This window comes from Collimonas sp. OK307 (assembly GCF_900113705.1).
In the GTDB taxonomy this organism is placed as follows: domain Bacteria; phylum Pseudomonadota; class Gammaproteobacteria; order Burkholderiales; family Burkholderiaceae_D; genus Collimonas.
Window position 1 is genome coordinate 155,110 of sequence record NZ_FOQI01000002.1, and the last position, 15,642, is coordinate 170,751.

General features: G+C 57.4%; 16 protein-coding genes. 5 read left to right on the forward strand and 11 right to left on the reverse strand.

What is annotated here, in order from left to right:
- Nucleotides 1-385: 385 nt before the first annotated feature.
- On the reverse strand, nt 386-670 hold the full coding sequence (locus BM205_RS04380; protein ID WP_092359892.1) for an HU family DNA-binding protein: 285 nt from the start codon (nt 668-670) through the stop codon (nt 386-388).
- Between the two features lie 179 nt (nt 671-849).
- Here BM205_RS04380 and BM205_RS04385 point away from each other — a divergent pair, with 179 nt between their 5' ends.
- Nucleotides 850-1,473 carry a glutathione S-transferase family protein gene (locus tag BM205_RS04385; protein ID WP_092412955.1) on the forward strand — a complete coding sequence of 208 codons (624 nt, stop codon included), beginning with the start codon at nt 850-852 and terminating at the stop codon, nt 1,471-1,473.
- Nucleotides 1,474-1,494: 21 nt separating this feature from the next.
- On the opposite strand, the gene BM205_RS04390 is transcribed toward BM205_RS04385, so the two are convergent.
- Nucleotides 1,495-2,154 carry a Rossmann-fold NAD(P)-binding domain-containing protein gene (locus tag BM205_RS04390; RefSeq protein ID WP_092412957.1) on the reverse strand — a complete coding sequence of 220 codons (660 nt, stop codon included), beginning with the start codon at nt 2,152-2,154 and terminating at the stop codon, nt 1,495-1,497.
- Between the two features lie 179 nt (nt 2,155-2,333).
- On the opposite strand from BM205_RS04390, the gene BM205_RS04395 reads away from it, so the two are divergent.
- A complete protein-coding gene (locus BM205_RS04395; RefSeq protein ID WP_092412958.1) occupies nt 2,334-2,945 on the forward strand; it encodes a TetR/AcrR family transcriptional regulator in 612 nt (203 codons plus the stop codon).
- A 49-nt stretch (nt 2,946-2,994) separates the two neighbouring features.
- Here the strand turns inward: BM205_RS04395 and BM205_RS04400 are convergent, their stop codons facing one another.
- Both BM205_RS04400 and BM205_RS04405 read right to left on the reverse strand, forming a co-directional pair.
- A complete protein-coding gene (locus BM205_RS04400; RefSeq protein WP_254783741.1) occupies nt 2,995-3,501 on the reverse strand; it encodes a hypothetical protein in 507 nt (168 codons plus the stop codon).
- Between the two features lie 203 nt (nt 3,502-3,704).
- Complete coding sequence (locus BM205_RS04405) at nt 3,705-4,700, reverse strand: SDR family NAD(P)-dependent oxidoreductase (RefSeq protein ID WP_371326457.1); 996 nt, start codon at nt 4,698-4,700, stop codon at nt 3,705-3,707.
- 97 nt (nt 4,701-4,797) lie between these two features.
- Between BM205_RS04405 and BM205_RS04410 the strand changes: the two genes are divergently transcribed.
- Nucleotides 4,798-5,697 carry a LysR family transcriptional regulator gene (locus BM205_RS04410; RefSeq protein ID WP_092412964.1) on the forward strand — a complete coding sequence of 300 codons (900 nt, stop codon included), beginning with the start codon at nt 4,798-4,800 and terminating at the stop codon, nt 5,695-5,697.
- 18 nt (nt 5,698-5,715) lie between these two features.
- Here BM205_RS04410 and BM205_RS04415 read toward each other — a convergent pair whose 3' ends face one another.
- The 5 genes from BM205_RS04415 to BM205_RS04435 form a co-directional block, all read right to left on the reverse strand.
- Entirely contained in the window at nt 5,716-6,477 is a 762-nt protein-coding gene (locus tag BM205_RS04415) for an IclR family transcriptional regulator (protein ID WP_092412966.1), read from the reverse strand.
- A 16-nt stretch (nt 6,478-6,493) separates the two neighbouring features.
- A complete protein-coding gene (locus BM205_RS04420) occupies nt 6,494-7,345 on the reverse strand; it encodes an N-formylglutamate amidohydrolase (RefSeq protein ID WP_092412968.1) in 852 nt (283 codons plus the stop codon).
- A gap of 71 nt (nt 7,346-7,416) precedes the next feature.
- Nucleotides 7,417-8,841, reverse strand: a complete 1,425-nt coding sequence (locus BM205_RS04425) for a YfcC family protein (RefSeq protein WP_092412970.1) — start codon at nt 8,839-8,841, stop codon at nt 7,417-7,419.
- Between the two features lie 95 nt (nt 8,842-8,936).
- Nucleotides 8,937-10,148, reverse strand: a complete 1,212-nt coding sequence (locus BM205_RS04430) for a porin (RefSeq protein ID WP_092412972.1) — start codon at nt 10,146-10,148, stop codon at nt 8,937-8,939.
- A gap of 353 nt (nt 10,149-10,501) precedes the next feature.
- Nucleotides 10,502-11,116: a TetR/AcrR family transcriptional regulator gene (locus tag BM205_RS04435; RefSeq protein ID WP_092412974.1), complete on the reverse strand. Its 615-nt coding sequence runs from the start codon at nt 11,114-11,116 to the stop codon at nt 10,502-10,504.
- Between the two features lie 602 nt (nt 11,117-11,718).
- On the opposite strand from BM205_RS04435, the gene BM205_RS04440 reads away from it, so the two are divergent.
- Nucleotides 11,719-12,132 (forward strand): DUF4148 domain-containing protein, encoded by a 414-nt coding sequence (locus BM205_RS04440; protein ID WP_092412975.1) that lies wholly within the window; start codon nt 11,719-11,721, stop codon nt 12,130-12,132.
- A gap of 88 nt (nt 12,133-12,220) precedes the next feature.
- Here BM205_RS04440 and BM205_RS04445 read toward each other — a convergent pair whose 3' ends face one another.
- Together BM205_RS04445 and BM205_RS04450 are read right to left on the reverse strand one after the other, a co-directional pair.
- Nucleotides 12,221-12,598: a YfeK family protein gene (locus BM205_RS04445; protein WP_092412977.1), complete on the reverse strand. Its 378-nt coding sequence runs from the start codon at nt 12,596-12,598 to the stop codon at nt 12,221-12,223.
- A gap of 100 nt (nt 12,599-12,698) precedes the next feature.
- Complete coding sequence (locus BM205_RS04450) at nt 12,699-14,129, reverse strand: aminotransferase-like domain-containing protein (protein WP_092412979.1); 1,431 nt, start codon at nt 14,127-14,129, stop codon at nt 12,699-12,701.
- A 147-nt stretch (nt 14,130-14,276) separates the two neighbouring features.
- Here BM205_RS04450 and BM205_RS04455 point away from each other — a divergent pair, with 147 nt between their 5' ends.
- The gene (locus BM205_RS04455; protein ID WP_092412981.1) at nt 14,277-15,605 is read left to right on the forward strand and encodes an omega-aminotransferase AptA; all 1,329 of its coding nucleotides are present in this window, start codon (nt 14,277-14,279) and stop codon (nt 15,603-15,605) included.
- Nucleotides 15,606-15,642 lie beyond the last annotated feature (37 nt).

Here is a 15,642-nt window from a genome sequence, read left to right on the forward strand (position 1 = left end):
GTTTCACCTGCTGATAAAAATACAGGCCACTTCGTTGGCATCTGTTTCGAACTTATTTAATCATTTCTCCCCCGATCGTAGGTCTACCAAGGGAGATTTTTTTACCCGATGTCCGTTTCGACCTTGTTTTATCGCTCCGAAAAACGACAAAACATGGCTTTGAGCCGGCAATCACAGTCCTTTGCTGCTTCGCAGCGAACCAATGACGGTTAGCGAAATTAATGTTACGCGACGGATACTGAAACTGCAACTTACGCTGATCTCAAATCAGGGATGGAGTGGCTGGCGATTTGGGTAGGGTGGTTAAGCGGGCGGTGATGAGGGCTCAGAAATTCTTCCGACGAAAAAAAAGCCCCCTGAATTTCTTCAAGGGGCTTTCGTTACATCATTTCTTCTTTTTGTTCACTGCATCTTTGAATGCTTTACCAGCTGTGAACTTGACGGTCTTGGCTGCAGCAATCTTGATTGCTTCGCCGGTACGTGGATTGCGTCCGACGCGTGCAGCACGTTTACCGGAAGAGAACGAACCAAATCCAATCAACTGAACAGTATTACCTTTAGTCACGGCCTTGATCACGTTGTCTACGACGGATTCCAAAGCGCGCTGTGCAGCGGCTTTCGAGATTTCGCAATCGGTGGCAATGGCGTCGATCAATTCGGTTTTGTTCATTTCGTTAAATCCTCAAAAAAAGTGGTGAGTTGCAAATTCTAGCACCGTATTTGCTTGGAATCGGCGATGTAGACTACCGCAAACGGGCGTTTGAGACAAATTGCTTTTAAAATTTCGTTTGCAGGCGGTCGTATCTTTAGCACAAAAACCAGGTTTAGCGATAGGAAAAGAGGATTTTCATGTTGAAAATATTGGGCAAGGCGGCGTCAATCAATGTCCGTAAAGTGCTTTGGACATGCGATGAACTGGGCCTGCCGTTCGAACGGGAAGACTGGGGCAGCGGCTTTCGCGCTACCGATACGGCCGATTACCTGGCCTTGAATCCGAACGCGATGGTGCCGGTAATCCGCGACGGCGATTTCGTGCTGTGGGAATCCAACGCCATCATCCGCTACCTGGCCGCGGCTTACGACGACGGCGCTTTGCTGCCGACCGCTCCACGCGAACGGGCCAAGGTCGAGCAGTGGATGGACTGGCAGGCGACTGAACTAAACAACGCCTGGCGCTATGCATTCGTGGCGCTGGTGAGGAGGAATCCCGCTTACGCCGACCCGGCCACGCTGGCGGCTTCGGTGGCCAGCTGGTCGAAACACATCGGCATCCTGGAGCAGCAACTGGCGACGACCGGCGCCTATATTTTAGGCGATACCTTCTCGCTGGCCGACGTGCCGCTTGGCCTGTCGGTCAATCGCTGGCTGATGACGCCGCTGCAGCATCCGGAATATCCGGCGGTAGCGGCCTACTTCGAACGCCTGAGCCAGCGGCCGGCTTTTCTGCGGCATGGCCGCAATGGCCTGGCTTGAGCATTCCCCGGGTGCAGAAAACTAGACGGCGTTGATATCCGCCACCTCAAGCACCTGCTTGGGGCCACCTTGCCGCGCCAGTTTGATCATGGCCCGTCCCATTTGTTCGGTAGTGGTGACGTGTTTCGGAAAAAGCCGCCGGATCAGCGGCAGCAGCGGCGCAGAAAATTGGTAGAGCAAGCGGTAAGACCGGGTCTTGGAGCGCGCGCCGTGCAGCGGCTGGATGACGCCGGGACGGAACATGAAGGCGGCCTTGATCGGCAGGCGCAGCAACGCGTTTTCAGTACGGCCTTTGACCCGGGCCCACATGCTGCTGCCGTGCTCGCTGGAATCGGTGCCGGCGCCCGAGACATAGATGAAGGTCATGCCTGGGTTCTGCGCCGCCAGCACCTTGGCGACGGTCAAGGTGAGGTCGTAGGTGAGTTCGCTGTAGCGTGCTTCCGACATGCCGGCCGACGATACGCCGAGGCAGAAGAAGCAGGCGTCGTAACCTTGCAATGATTCGGCCAGGTCCGCAATCCGCATCAGATCCGGGATAACCAGTTCGCGCAATTTACCGGACACGTTGATAACGGCGCTGCGGCCGACGGCCAGCACGGTTTCAACCTCGGCATCAAGCTGGCACTCGCGCAGCACGCCTTGCCCGACCATGCCGCTGGCGCCAAATAGGATTACTTTCATTGCTGGTCCCGATCTTGTTGTACTGCTTGTTTTGCCTGGTGTGCTGCCGCCGGTCGCTGTTGCCAATCACCACCGCCTGCATTTCGGTCAACTTATTACACTACACAGTGTAGTTTCTATTTATTGAGAAGTAAACTACCTGGTGTAAAATTCAGTTATCCGTCATCCTGAAGCACACCATGGCCACAGTCCAACGCCTTACCGACCGCAAACGCGAGGCTATCATCCAGGCCGCAATTGCCGAATTCCGCGCCAACGGTTTTGAAACCACCAGCATGGACAAGATCGCCGCGCGAGCGGAGGTTTCAAAGCGCACGGTGTACAACCATTTTCCGGGCAAGGAAGAATTGTTTGCCGAAATCCTGTTGCGCCTGTGGCAAGCTACAGCCGCACAAGGGCCCCTGGCCTTTCGTCATGATATGCCGCTGCGCGCGCAGTTGCGCGAGCTGATGCAAATCAAGATGGACTTGCTCAGCGACAGCAATCTCCTGGATCTGGCGCGGGTTGCGATCGCTGCCGCCATCCATTCGCCGGAGCGGACCCAGGACATGGTCGCCAAAATGGAGGAGCGCGAAGAAGCCATCAGCATCTGGATCGGCGCGGCCCAGGAGGCTGGCAAGCTGAAGCCGGCGGATCCCGCCTTCGCGGCGCATCAGCTGCAAAGCTTGCTGAAAGCCTTTGCGTTCTGGCCGCAGGTTACGCTGGACCAGCCGCCTTTGTCGGCGGCGCGGCAGCAGCAAGTGCTGGATTCGGCGGTGGATATGTTCCTGGCTTATTACGAAGTGGCTTGATAAAAAAAAAGCCTGACATCTCTGCCAGGCCACACTCCGGCAATCGCAATCAGAAATGCCGTTTGACGACTTCGCCGAATGCATCTTCGGCTGAACTGCCTTTGAGCATCAAGTCTGTGATTTCGGCCGTATGCTCACCGATGCCGTCGGGCAGCGTCGCGCGATTATTACGGAAATAGTCATATCTGGCCGCATCGATCAAATCCTTGGCTTTCATCGCTACCGCGCCGCCGCGGGTACCGCCGCTACGGCTGACAACGCGACCGCCGGCAGAGCTTACGCGCGTGACGCCAACCGAGCGGAAACCGCCGGCTGCGATTGCTGTCTTGATTTGTTCCAGGGTGAATACCGGCGTGGCGTTGGGGCCGACAAATTCATCTTCCTTGGGGTGCAACAGATGGCTATTGCTGTCGAATGCCATTTTCTTTTCAGCGCTGTTGGTAAGCTGATAATACGGGCACGGCCCCGGGCTGGTCAGTCCGAATTGCACGCGGTCGCCGTACACTTCCATCTTGCCCATGACTTCTTTCAAATAGGCCGTTGTCAGGGAGTCCATCTTGCCGCTCCAGCGTTTGGTTCTTGTCGTCTTCAAAATGCGTTACTTCCAATAATGATGGCTGAATATTGCAATTATTGCGGTTATTGTGCTTATAGCAATTATTGCGATAGCAGCCGTTTATGAATCAATTGCAGTACGCATTATCCCCCGACACGATTTGCTAAGGCTGGATCACGGCAAAATATATTGTTGTCTGCCGGCTATGTTTTCAAGCATCCGATGCCCGTCAGCGTAGCCTTGACGGCGTCGTCAAGCGCTGTATGCGGCTCGCTGCCAAGCAACTTGAGCAGACGGCGGTTATCCAGCCGCACCGGCTGCCGCCAAAGATAGCTGACCTCGCGCAGTTCGCGGAAGACCGGTACAAAGGGCGACGCCAGCGGCAGCAGCCACCAGGGAAAGCTTTTTGCCTTGAGGCCCGGCTGCCCTGTTACACGACCGATTGCGGCAACCATTTGCGTACCGTCCGCATCCCAGTGGCCGTTCATGTGGAAAGTATCGAAATCAGCCAGCGCGTCTTCGCGCTCGATCAATTGCATCATGGTCTCGGCAACATCGGGCAGGTAAGCCCATTGGTGGCCGATGCCGCGTTTGCCGGGATAACTGACCGCGGTGACCGGTTGGCCCGGCTTGAGCAGTCCTTGCGAAAACCAGGCATTTGCCATATGCGGCCCGAAAAAATCGCCGGCGCGCACCACCAGCGCACGCACTCCGCTTTGGCTGGCAAGCTGCAGCCGCCGCTCCATTTGGGCCCGGATCGCACCCTTGCGGGTGGCTGGATTCTGCGGCGAGGTCTCGCTCAGCGTCGGCAAGGCATCAGGGCCGTAGTTGTATACGGTACCGGGCAAGACGATGCGGGCGCCGCTGACACGCGCTGCGGCGATGCTGTTTTCTATCATCGGCATCACCAGCTGCGCCCAGTTACGATACGCCGGCGGGTTGACTGCATGCACGATGAGATCCGCGCCGTCGGCGGCGGCGATCACGTCTTGCTCATGCATCGCATCGCCCTGCCGCCAGACGATGCCGCTGCCGAGACTGTCGCTAAGGTTACCGCTGCGCTCCCTGGCCACCATCTGATCCGCGCGCCGATGCAGGGCCCGCACCTGCCAGCCACGCTGCATCAATGTTTTTGCCATGGCGTTGCCAATGCCGCCCGTTGCTCCTAATACCAACGCTATTTTCTGTTTCATGGAAATTACCTCCGTAAATTGATTAACCTGACGGAATCCAGCGTAACAGTGCTGCTCTTAGTTTAAAATTGGTGATCTCAGCATAGTTGCTATACATATTTGTATGACTACACAAGAACCTGGATGGGATCTGTACCGCGCTTTCCTGGCCGTGATGGAAGAAGGCTCGTTGTCCGGCGGAGCCCGTCGCCTGGGGCTGACCCAGCCCACCGTCGGCCGTCAGATAGAGGCGCTGGAACAGGCGTTAGGCATCAAATTATTCACCCGCTCGCAAACCGGGCTGGCGGCCACCGATACCGCATTGACCCTGCGTCCGTTTGCGGAAAACCTGCGCGCCACCGCCAATGCCCTGCGCCGCGCATCGACCGACGCCAGCGCCAGCAGCCATGGCACGGTGCGCATTACGGTATCGGATGTGGTCGGGGTTGAAGTCTTGCCGCCGATCCTGACCGCGCTGCGCGAGGCGCATCCTGCCATCAAGATTGAATTGGTGTTGTCGAACCGGACCCAGGATCTGTTGCAGCGCGATGCCGATATTGCGATCCGCATGGTGCAGCCTAGCCAGGCCGCCTTGATCGCACGCCGGGTTGGCGCTATTCCACTCGGCTTGTACGCGCATCGGCGTTATCTGGAGCAATGCGGCATGCCGGCCAGCATTTCCGATCTCAAGAATCATGCGTTGATCGGCTTCGATCAAGAAACCAGTTACATCCGCAACATGCAAAAGCGCGGCCTGCCGCTGATGCGCGACATGTTCTCGTTATTTACCGACAACCAGCTGGCGCAACTGGCGGCGATACGCAGCGGCTATGGCATCGGCATGTGCCAGGAGGCGTTGGTCAAATTCAATCCTGAGTTGTTACCGGTTCTGCCGCAGGCGGTCACGAGCGAACTCGAAACCTGGATCGTGATGCATGAGGATTTGCGTTCCAGCGAGCGCTGCCGGATTGTTTTTGACGCGTTGGTCAGTGGCATGTCGAACTATATTTCCAAAGACAACTGAACACGCCAGCGCGGCAGATTAGCGGTACGCGTAGCCCAAACCCAGCGACAGATCGCCAGCACGCTGCACCACCAGATCGATCAAACCCGGCAGATGTTCGGCCGTGATACGGCTGGCCGGGCCGGCGATGCCCAAGGCCGCAATTACCGCGCCATCGGCATCCATGATCGGCGCCGCAATCGCCACCGCACCGCTTGATCTTTCACCGTAGGAAACGCTGTAACCTTGTGCCAGCACTTGCTGCAGTTCCTGTTCCAGCAACGTACGGTCGATGATCGTATTGTCGGTAAGGCGGGTCAGGGCACTGTCGAACAGCGCTTGCTGAACCTGCGGCGGCGCATGCGCCAGCAGCACCTTGCCGGAAGCGCCGGCATACAACGGTCGCCGGTTGCCGACATCGGTATGGACCCGTACTGCCTGAGTCGATTCCCAACGCGCCACGCACACGGTTTCCAAACCATCCCGCACCCGCACCTGGACGTTTTCATTGCAGATGCCGCCGATATCGCGCAAATGGCTGCGCGCCACCCGCACCAGGCTCACCTGCTCCTGGGCAGCGACGCCGAGGTACAGGGCTTTGTAACCAAGGTGATAAGTCGGCGTGTCGCCTTCGCGATGCAACAGGCCGCGTTGTTCCAGCGTGTACAGCAGGCGGAAGGTGCGCGCCTTGGTGTTGCCGGACATGACCGACAGTTCGGTCACGCCATGTCCCGGGCTTTGGGCCACCAGCAAGAGTAGCGCCAAGGCTTCATCTACTGCGGCAACGGTATAGTCGGCCATGCTATCCAGATTCTATTCAGGTTAATTTGCCGCTAATATACCTCGTCATCTGCTCCGCGAGTTGCGTCAGGTTGTGCTGAAGCGTGACAAACCCGGCGCTGCGCTCCAGGCTTTGCTCGTCCATGTACAAACCGCGGTTGATTTCGATCTGGATACTGTATCGCCCGTGTTGCGGATTGCTATAAGCGCGCACCAGTTCGGCGCCGCGATACGGATCGTTGATCTTGACTACGTAACCTTGCGCCTGCAACTGCCGGGCGACCCACTCGGTAAAGGCCGGGTCTGCTGCGCTGCCGTCGCGATCGCCCAGCACAAAATCCGGGCGGCGCGCGCCGTTATCGATATTCATGGCATTGCCGACCGATTTCATCGAATGGCAATCGATATGCCAAACCTGGCCGAAGCGGGCGTGCGCCTCGTTGATCAGTTCCTGCAGCTGCGCATGGTATGGGTCGTAATAGCGATCGATGCGATGCTGCACTTCGGCGATGCTCAGCTTGCGGTCGTACATCTGCACGCCGGGCAGGGCGTAACGCCGGATCAAACCCATGCCGGCTTTGCTCTTTTCCGACACCTGCAGCGCCTCGGGCCAGGGCTGGTCGAGCAGTTCCGGATCGATGTCGCTACGGGCGCGGTTGAAATCGATATAACTGCGGTGCACACGCGCCGCCAGCAAGCTTGCGCCGATTTGCGGTGCGCCGCTCCATAACTCATCGACATAGGCATCCCAGCCCGACATCAGTGCTGCTTCCGGGGCGGTAGCCTGCATGTCAGGCGGGCAAAAGCGGCTGCTGTGCGGTGAATCGAATATCAACGGAATCAACTTGTCGTCATCCGGTGCGGTGAGAGAGTACGCGTCTTGCATCATGGTGATCCTTACAACTCCTGTGTTCTGTGAAAAACGGCCCGGTGGGCCAGCGGTCAATCAGTAGCCGCTAATCAATAGCCGCTAAATACCGCAAACGCCATGACGGCCATCGCCAGTAACGTAAATATGGCGAATAGCGGAAAAATGAAACGGACCCAGGTGCCGTAACCGACTTTGCCGGTCGCCAGGTAGGCCAGCAACATGCCGGAAGTCGGCGTGATCATGTTGGTGAGGCCATTGCCAAACAAAAATGCCAGCACTACGCTTTGGCCGCTGACACCCGAAAGATGGCCAATCGGCCCCAGGATCGGCATGCTGATGGCGGCCTTGCCGGAGGTCGACGGGATCAGCACATCCAGCAGCATCTGCACCAGGATCATGCCTTCTGCGGCAAATATCCTGCTGCGTCCTTCGACGATGGAAGCCAGGTGGTAGATCACGGTGTCCAGTACCAGGCTATCGTGCAAGACAATTTCAATGGCTTTCGCCAGGCCGATCAGCAAGCCTGCCAGCATCATGCCTTTCATGCCTTCGACAAAAGCGTCGCATGCCGTGCGTACCGACATGCCGGCGGCGATGGCGATGATGATGCCCTCGAAAATATAGAATGCGCCGAGCTGGATATCGCCCCATTTCCACTCGCTGGTGCCGATCACCAGCACGATGATGCTGATACCGACCACCATCAATACAAAGCGATGCGATAGCGACAGGCGGCTGTCCTGATTCAGCTCAGCCGGAACGGTATAACCGGTGCGCTTTACGTATAGCAGCAAATAGGCGATACCGATCGCCAGGAACAACACAAATACGAACAGCCGCAAGCCTGCGCCGCTCAGCAAAGGCACTTGCACTATCGGCTGGGCGATCACCAGCGCCAGAGGATTGGTGACTGAGGCCAGATAGCCGATTTTTGCAGCAATCGCCACCAATGCCGTGGCATACAGCGGGCCTAGGCCAAGCCGCTGCGCCAGGATCAGCATCATCGGGATGATCACCAGGTATTCCGAGATAAGGCCGAGGAAAGTACTGCCGGCGGCAATCGCCAGCATCAATACCGGCGTCAGCAGATAGACATTGCCGCCGGTGCGCACCAGCAGCCGGTCGATACCGGCATCCAGTGCACCGCTCTTGCGCAGCACGCCGAACATGCCGCCGATGAACATGATCATGAATACCAGCGGCGCGCTCTTGGCGAGGCCGGCCGGAATCGCCGCCATGGCGGAGAACAGGCTGGCAGGATAGGCCCGCTCGGCGCTGCTGACTGCAGGGCTGGCCGCCAGCAGGGCCGCCAGGTCACGCTCTTTGGCGATCAGTTGGTAGGTGCCGGGGATCACCAGCCTGGCGTGGCGCTGGAATTGCCCCGAATCCAGGATATAGGTCAGGCCTATGGCGACCAGCATAATCAGCAGCATCATCGCAACCGGATGCAGCATCCTGCTCTTGCCATGTGCATCTTGTTTTTGGTCGTCCGTGTTGCTCGTGTTGCGCGTCATGCCGATCTCCGTCTACCGTTTTATAGAATAATCGGTTTTTGATGCACGGGCCGAAACTGCTTGTGCCAGTCCGGCCCGCACTGTGCCACGCCAGCTTAGAACTTGTGGCGCAAGCCGACTGTGAACGCTGTTTGCGAATTATCCGCGCCAGGCGCGCCGCCGGTGATGCCCGGGTTGTACATGTCCGAAGCCCGCAGATTGGCCACATAGCTGTACAGATCGGTGCGTTTCGAGAACGCATAATCCAGCCCCAGATTGACTTGCGTCAGGCGGCCCTTGGTGCTGCTGCCGACGAAGCTATAGCGCGATTGCAACACGCTGCTGACCAGGTGCAGGCTGTCGGAGATGCTGTAGTTGACACCCAGGTCGAACACATTGGTGCTGTTGTTGTTGGAGCCACCGGCGGTAAATGGCGCCGCCCCGGCCGCGCCCACAAACTTGGCTGCCAGCGGTGCCTGGTTGCCACCGTAGGTAGCCAACGGCTGCAACACTTTGGACCAGGCGCCGAACACACGCCACGCACCGGCTTTATAGCTGCTGCCCAGCATCCAGGTCTTGATGCAGGTATCACCCGGATGACCATAACTCGGGGTGCAGCCGGCGCCCAGGGTCGTGCCCTGATCGCTGGAAGTATTCACCCCGCCCGACAATGTGCCGAGTTTCGATTGCCAGTAGCCGAAGCCGATGCCGAACGGGCCATTGGCATAGTTTGCGCCGAATCCTAACGATTGGCCGGTAGATGTCGATCCTGCCGTTTCGCCGAAACCATAGGTTGCGTTCAAGACCAGGCCCTTGAGCAGCGGGGTGTCATAACGAATCTGGTTGTTGGCGCGATTGCCGCCAACGCGGTCCAGGTTGTTATCGTGGACGCCGTTGATGAACACGCCGAAATCGTAGACGCTGGAATAGTAGGTGGCCACTTCGTCGATGAAGTCTTTACGACGTCCCAGTTGCACGGTACCGTAGTTGCCCGACAAGCCGACGGTCGATGTCCGGCCAAACACCAGGCCGCCCTGGCCCGAAGCGCCGGTATCGACAGAAAATCCACCCTCCAGGTTGAACAGGGCTTTCATGCCGCCGCCCAGATCCTCCACGCCCTTGAAGCCAAAACGCGATTGCTGCAAATCGCCTGAATCGACACTGAAACGGCTGCCGGTGCCGCGTGGATTGCCGGCAGTCGGCGTGGCGATCTTGTTGACGTAGGTGACGCCCGAATCCAGCAAACCGTACACGACCACATTGGTTTGAGCTTGCGCGGTGTAGCTACAAGCACCTAGTACTGACAATACAACGACGGACTTCTTCATGAATTACTCCTCCCGGTTGAAAAAAATTCAATGGCGGCTCGGGTTGAACGGCGCTTGTTTTTCGAGGCAAGCTGAAAATCAAGGATCGGTCCCGGCCACTCTATTGTTTCATCTAATAAAACAACGTATTGATATATGAAACAATGGTAGGGGCGAAATTTTTCCATGTCAATCGCAATTTCAATCGCAGCTATTGAAAAATCGGGTTGGCACTATGAGGATTTGTTGCGCGTTACGCACAACAGGGATGCGCACAGTCAGGCCAGGGATTTGCGGTGTGATCGAACGGGGATGGGGAAACTGGAGATCGGCCACCGCTCATGGCTGGATGCATGAGCGGCGTCCTGGGAGAGTCAGGATTGTACGGCGGCGGCTTCGGTCGCTTGCTGCTTGCTGCCTTCCGGCGTCACGGCAGAACGCAACATTGCCGATGCTGCATCGAGCCGGCATGGTTTGCCAAACAGGCGGGCGGAAACCAACCCGCTTTGTAAAGCGCCCAGGATTGTCATGGCGTAGGCCGCTGGCGGGGCCGGCAGTTTCACACCCTTTTCAGCAACTGCGCGCTCTAGCCGCTGGGTAATCCAGGCTTCGTGCATGGAGTAAAAATTCTGTATGGCGTTGAGTACATTTTGCGGCAGGCTGTTGGCTTCAGAGGCCAGCATCCCGCACAGGCAGACGCGGCTGGTGCCGAGGTTCTTGCGCCACAAAGCCAGGTATTGCTCGACCTGCTCCTTGAGCGCTCCATTGGCATCCAAGGCGCGTATGCTATCGCCGATGTTCGCCGCATAGGCTTGCACTGCCGCCAGCGCCAGATCTTCTTTGGTCGGGAAATAATAGTGGATGCTGGAAGTCTTGACGCCGACCAGTTCGGCCAGGTCGCGATAACTGAAGCCGTTGTAGCCGCGCGTTCCCAGCAGGACCAGCGTGTGTTCCAGTAATTGTTCACGTACGGGGGAAACGGCCTTCATGATTTTTTACCTATAAAGAGATAGGGACGCCAGACACGGCGAACATGTTTCAAGCGGCTACAAATTCGGCTACAGATACCACCATGGCCGCCATGCTACGTCTTTAGCCATCAATCGGCAATGTCCTGACAATGGTGGTGTGGCAAGTAAAATCAAAAGATGCTTTGTTCATATATTATCTACTGAAAGATAGACAATCAAGCGATTTTTCTCATCATGTCGGCAATTTGGTAATGATTTTTTTAATATAAGCAAATACTAAAATACCATTTGACTACCTACCAGTAGATAACTATAGTGATCTCACAGTAGTTGCAGACACGTTGTTTTAAGCAGTAGCCGACCCAAGTTAAGTTTTTTATTGAACAATAACTGGATCATCAACGTGCCCGGACTGCAGATGATGGGTGTAGGGATTCAAAGGCGTCAATTAGAAAAGACGCTTTTTAATTTCCGATATTATCTACCTAGTAGTAGATAACATTAAAGCTCTAATTCTACAGCCAAGACGGTGCAGCAAAGATGCCGACCCGTCAGTACATGCGCTTGTGTGACCGCTGTATTTGGCACTTTGTCATTAACTTCAAAAGAAAGAAACCATCATGAAAACCCAACTGATCGCCGCCTTGGCACTCGCCGCAGCTGTTTCGGCTCCTGTATTCGCTGCTGACAACGTCACCCCGCTCACCCGCGCTCAAGTCCAGTCTGAACTGGCAAGGGCTCGTGCTGCCGGTGAACTCGACTTCGCCGGTTCGGATTATCCCCAGTTCCTGCCTGCTAAGGCACACAGCAATGTCCCCGGCAAGACCCGCGCTGAAGTGCAAGCAGAAGTAGTAAAAGCCCGCGCTGCCGGAGAGCTCAATTTCAACGATGCGGAATATCCGATAATTACCGCCTCCAACGCTCCCGGCAAGACCCGTGCTCAAGTCAAGGCTGAACTGGTCGCTGCCCGCGCAGCCGGCCAGCTTGATTTTGCCGGATCGAGCTATTCGCTTGAAGCAAATACAGGTAATTGATGCCTGCAACTTGCTCCCGCCAGCATGCGGGAAATTGCTGGAAATGACAAAACCCGTGCCTCATGATGAGTGCGCGGGTTTTTTCCTTCTACTTGGCTAGCGCCTGTCTAGCGCGGATGGTTTGCAGTTCGGCCTTAAGCCACGCGCTGCTTGGCACCGGCTGCGCCGTACCGCATTTCACCAGATACTCTTTGCCGGACATGCTGCTGCTACTGCCCGCCAGCGCAATGAACTGTTCCGCTCCGTCGACCTTTTTCTTGTCGATGAGATAGTTCAGCTTACTGGTCAGATGCGCCTTGGCCTCGGTCGAGTTATACCAGCTGCCATTGCGGTTGAACTGGCAGCCCGAGCTTCCGAGCCGGTTCAGCAAGGCGTCGATCTCCGCGCGCGAAGCAGCCGGCAAATCGGCGGCCATGCTCGATGACATCGCAAACACCAACAACGCGGCGGCGAAACGTAATTTCATATCTACCCCTAAGCCTCACAAGATCCCAGATGGTACGCCGATAAAATACAGATGCAAGCCGACTCCGTGAGCCTGGAATGGGGATTTGATCAGCGCTTCCCTAGCGGCCGGCCGCCAGCTTACGGAAAAAATCGGATAGTTTGGGCAGATCCGAAAAGGCAACATTAAAACGAAACCACGGATGCTCCGGCTGCGACACATAAAAGAACTCTCCCGGCGCCAGCCAGATACCTTCTTTCAAGGCCTGATCGCCGATTTCCTTGGCGCTTAATGCCGAGCGCTGCATCCTGGCCCAATAAAACATGCCGCCACGCAGCGGCCCGAACGGCAGCAAACCGGCATCTTCCAGCCGGGCGCTGACCTGCGCTTGCGCGGTGAGCAACGTACTGGCCAGGCGCTCGACGTGGCGCCGGTGATGGCCTTCAGTCAGCGCGTTGTAGACCAGGCGTTCGGTAATTTCGGAATTGGTCAGCGTTAATACCATCTTGGTACGCGCAAACTCCTTGGCGAGATCGCTCTGGCAGACAATGAAGCCTAGCCGCAGCGATGGCGCGATGGTTTTGGAGAAGCCGCTGACATAAATCACCCGCCGCAAACCGTCCAGCGCAGCCAGCATCGGATCGGTGGCTTGCGCCAGTTCGCGATACAGATCGTCTTCCACCACCCAGAAACCATGCCGCTCGGCAGCTTGCAATACGCGCATCGCACAGGCCGGGGTATAGGTGGTTCCGGTGGGATTTTGCAGGACCGGATTGGTGAAGAAAATCTTCGGCCGATGCAGCAACGCCAGTTCTTCCAGCTGCTCAAGATCGACTCCGTTCACGGTGCGCCGTACGCCGACCACATGAATGTTGGCCAGCCGCAGCATGGCAATCAGGTTGCAATAACCGGGCTCTTCGATAAAAACCGTGTCGCCCGGCTTGACCAGGGTACGCATGATCAAGTCCAGCGCCTGGGTTACGCCGTGGGTAGTAATCACCTGGTCCGGCCCGATATCGAGCGACCAGTTGGCGAACGATTTGGCGATGGTTTGCCGCAGCGGGCCATAACCGAACGGATGGCCGTAGCCAACCTGCTGGGCGCCGGGCGAACGGATGATGCGCCGCTCGGCGGCATGCAAACCCTCGCCGTCCAGCATGCTGCTCGGCAGCCAGCCACAGCCGGCCTTGATCGGCACCCGTTCGTCGGCAAACACCTCGGAAAACAGCCAGGCCGAATCGATCACCGGGTTGAGCCGGATGGCCGGCATGTCACTGATTTCGGGCAGTTCGCGCTTGGCAATGAAGAAGCCGGAACCGCGCCGCGCAATCAACAGGCCGCTGGCTACCAGGCGCTCATAGGCCTCGACGATGGTCGAATTGCTAACCCCTTGCTCCAACCCGAACTGACGGATCGACGGCAGGCGCTCGCCCGGCCGCAGCTTGCCGTTTTCAATCATCCGGCTCAAGCCGGCGACTATCTGCTCGACCAGGCCCAGCGCGGATTGCGGTTGCAATAACGGGGGAAAGCGCGAAACTTGTGATTCGGTCATGATGCCCTCAGGTGTATCCAGTACAGTTTGTCAATCACAACAATACACTTTCTATGATTTGTATCAAGTGTATCTAACAATCCGGGTTGTAACTGCAATAATCGGCGCTATGGTCACTCCCCGCTAACCACCATCATCGAAGCCACTATGAACACAAATAAATCGGATCAGGACCTGTCGGCATTCTGGATGCCATTCACCGCCAACCGGCAGTTCAAGGAAGCGCCACGCATGTTCGTCTCGGCCAAGGGCATGTATTACCAGACCGACGACGGCCGCTCGATACTGGACGCTACCGCTGGCCTGTGGTGCGTCAACGCCGGCCATTGCCGCGATGAGATTACGGCAGCCGTGACGCGCCAGATCGGTACGATGGATTACGCGCCGTCGTTCCAGATGGGCCATCCGCTGGCGTTCGAAGCGGCACGCAAGGTGGCCGAGCTGATGCCGGCCGGACTGGACCGGATTTTCTTCACCAACTCTGGCTCGGAAGCGGTCGACAGCGCACTCAAGATTGCACTGGCTTACCATCGCTCACGCGGCGAAGGCCAGCGCACCCGTTTCATCGGCCGCGAACGCGGTTATCACGGTGTCGGTTTCGGCGGCATCTCGGTCGGCGGCATCTTGAATAACCGCAAAGCGTTCTCGGGCAACCTGATGCCTGGCGTCGATCATTTGCAACACACGCTGAACATTGCCGAAGCCGGCTTCAGCCACGGCCAGCCGGCCTGGGGCGCACATCTGGCGGATGAACTGGAGCGCCTGGTCACGCTGCACGACGCCTCGACCATCGCCGCCGTCATCGTCGAACCGCTGGCAGGATCGACCGGCGTGCTGATCCCGCCGGTGGGATATCTGGAACGCTTGCGTGAGCTGTGCACCAAACACGGCATCCTGCTGATTTTCGATGAAGTGATTACCGGTTTCGGTCGCCTCGGGGCTGCCACCGCCAGCGAATACTTCAAAGTCACGCCGGATCTAATCACCCTTGCCAAGGGCATCAATAACGCTGCGATTCCGATGGGCGCAGTGGCCGTCAAACGCGAGATCCACGATACGGTGGTGCAATCCGCCGCCGCCGGGGCGATCGAACTGATGCACGGCTATACCTATTCCGCCCATCCGGTAGCCGCCGCCGCCGCCATCGCAGCGCTCGATTTGTATAAGAGCGAGCGGCTGTTCGAGCGGGCGCGCGAGTTGTCGCCGTTGTTCGAGAAAGCTGTGCACGGCGTGGCCGGCGCGCCGCACGTCAAGGATATCCGCAATCTCGGCCTGGTGGCCGGCATTGAGCTGGAGCCACGGCCGCAAGCGCCGGGTGCGCGTGCTTACGAAGTGTTCCGCAAGTGTTATGAAAAAGGCGTGATGGTGCGCTACACCGGCGACATCCTGGCCTTCTCGCCACCGCTGATCGTGCAGCCGGAAGAAATCGAACGCATGTTCAGCACGGTACGTGAAGCACTCAACGAAACAAAATAACCGCAGCAAAATAATCGCAACCAGGTAATCGAGACAA

What these genes read in the sequence shown, in the direction of transcription:
- BM205_RS04380 (WP_092359892.1), bottom strand. Translation starts at nt 670, where the DNA reads ATGAACAAAACCGAATTGATCGACGCCATTGCCACCGATTGCGAAATC.
- BM205_RS04385 (WP_092412955.1), top strand. Translation starts at nt 850, where the DNA reads ATGTTGAAAATATTGGGCAAGGCGGCGTCAATCAATGTCCGTAAAGTG.
- BM205_RS04390 (WP_092412957.1), bottom strand. Translation starts at nt 2,154, where the DNA reads ATGAAAGTAATCCTATTTGGCGCCAGCGGCATGGTCGGGCAAGGCGTG.
- BM205_RS04395 (WP_092412958.1), top strand. Translation starts at nt 2,334, where the DNA reads ATGGCCACAGTCCAACGCCTTACCGACCGCAAACGCGAGGCTATCATC.
- BM205_RS04400 (WP_254783741.1), bottom strand. Translation starts at nt 3,501, where the DNA reads ATGGACTCCCTGACAACGGCCTATTTGAAAGAAGTCATGGGCAAGATG.
- BM205_RS04410 (WP_092412964.1), top strand. Translation starts at nt 4,798, where the DNA reads ATGACTACACAAGAACCTGGATGGGATCTGTACCGCGCTTTCCTGGCC.
- BM205_RS04415 (WP_092412966.1), bottom strand. Translation starts at nt 6,477, where the DNA reads ATGGCCGACTATACCGTTGCCGCAGTAGATGAAGCCTTGGCGCTACTC.
- BM205_RS04420 (WP_092412968.1), bottom strand. Translation starts at nt 7,345, where the DNA reads ATGATGCAAGACGCGTACTCTCTCACCGCACCGGATGACGACAAGTTG.
- BM205_RS04425 (WP_092412970.1), bottom strand. Translation starts at nt 8,841, where the DNA reads ATGACGCGCAACACGAGCAACACGGACGACCAAAAACAAGATGCACAT.
- BM205_RS04430 (WP_092412972.1), bottom strand. Translation starts at nt 10,148, where the DNA reads ATGAAGAAGTCCGTCGTTGTATTGTCAGTACTAGGTGCTTGTAGCTAC.
- BM205_RS04435 (WP_092412974.1), bottom strand. Translation starts at nt 11,116, where the DNA reads ATGAAGGCCGTTTCCCCCGTACGTGAACAATTACTGGAACACACGCTG.
- BM205_RS04440 (WP_092412975.1), top strand. Translation starts at nt 11,719, where the DNA reads ATGAAAACCCAACTGATCGCCGCCTTGGCACTCGCCGCAGCTGTTTCG.
- BM205_RS04445 (WP_092412977.1), bottom strand. Translation starts at nt 12,598, where the DNA reads ATGAAATTACGTTTCGCCGCCGCGTTGTTGGTGTTTGCGATGTCATCG.
- BM205_RS04450 (WP_092412979.1), bottom strand. Translation starts at nt 14,129, where the DNA reads ATGACCGAATCACAAGTTTCGCGCTTTCCCCCGTTATTGCAACCGCAA.
- BM205_RS04455 (WP_092412981.1), top strand. Translation starts at nt 14,277, where the DNA reads ATGAACACAAATAAATCGGATCAGGACCTGTCGGCATTCTGGATGCCA.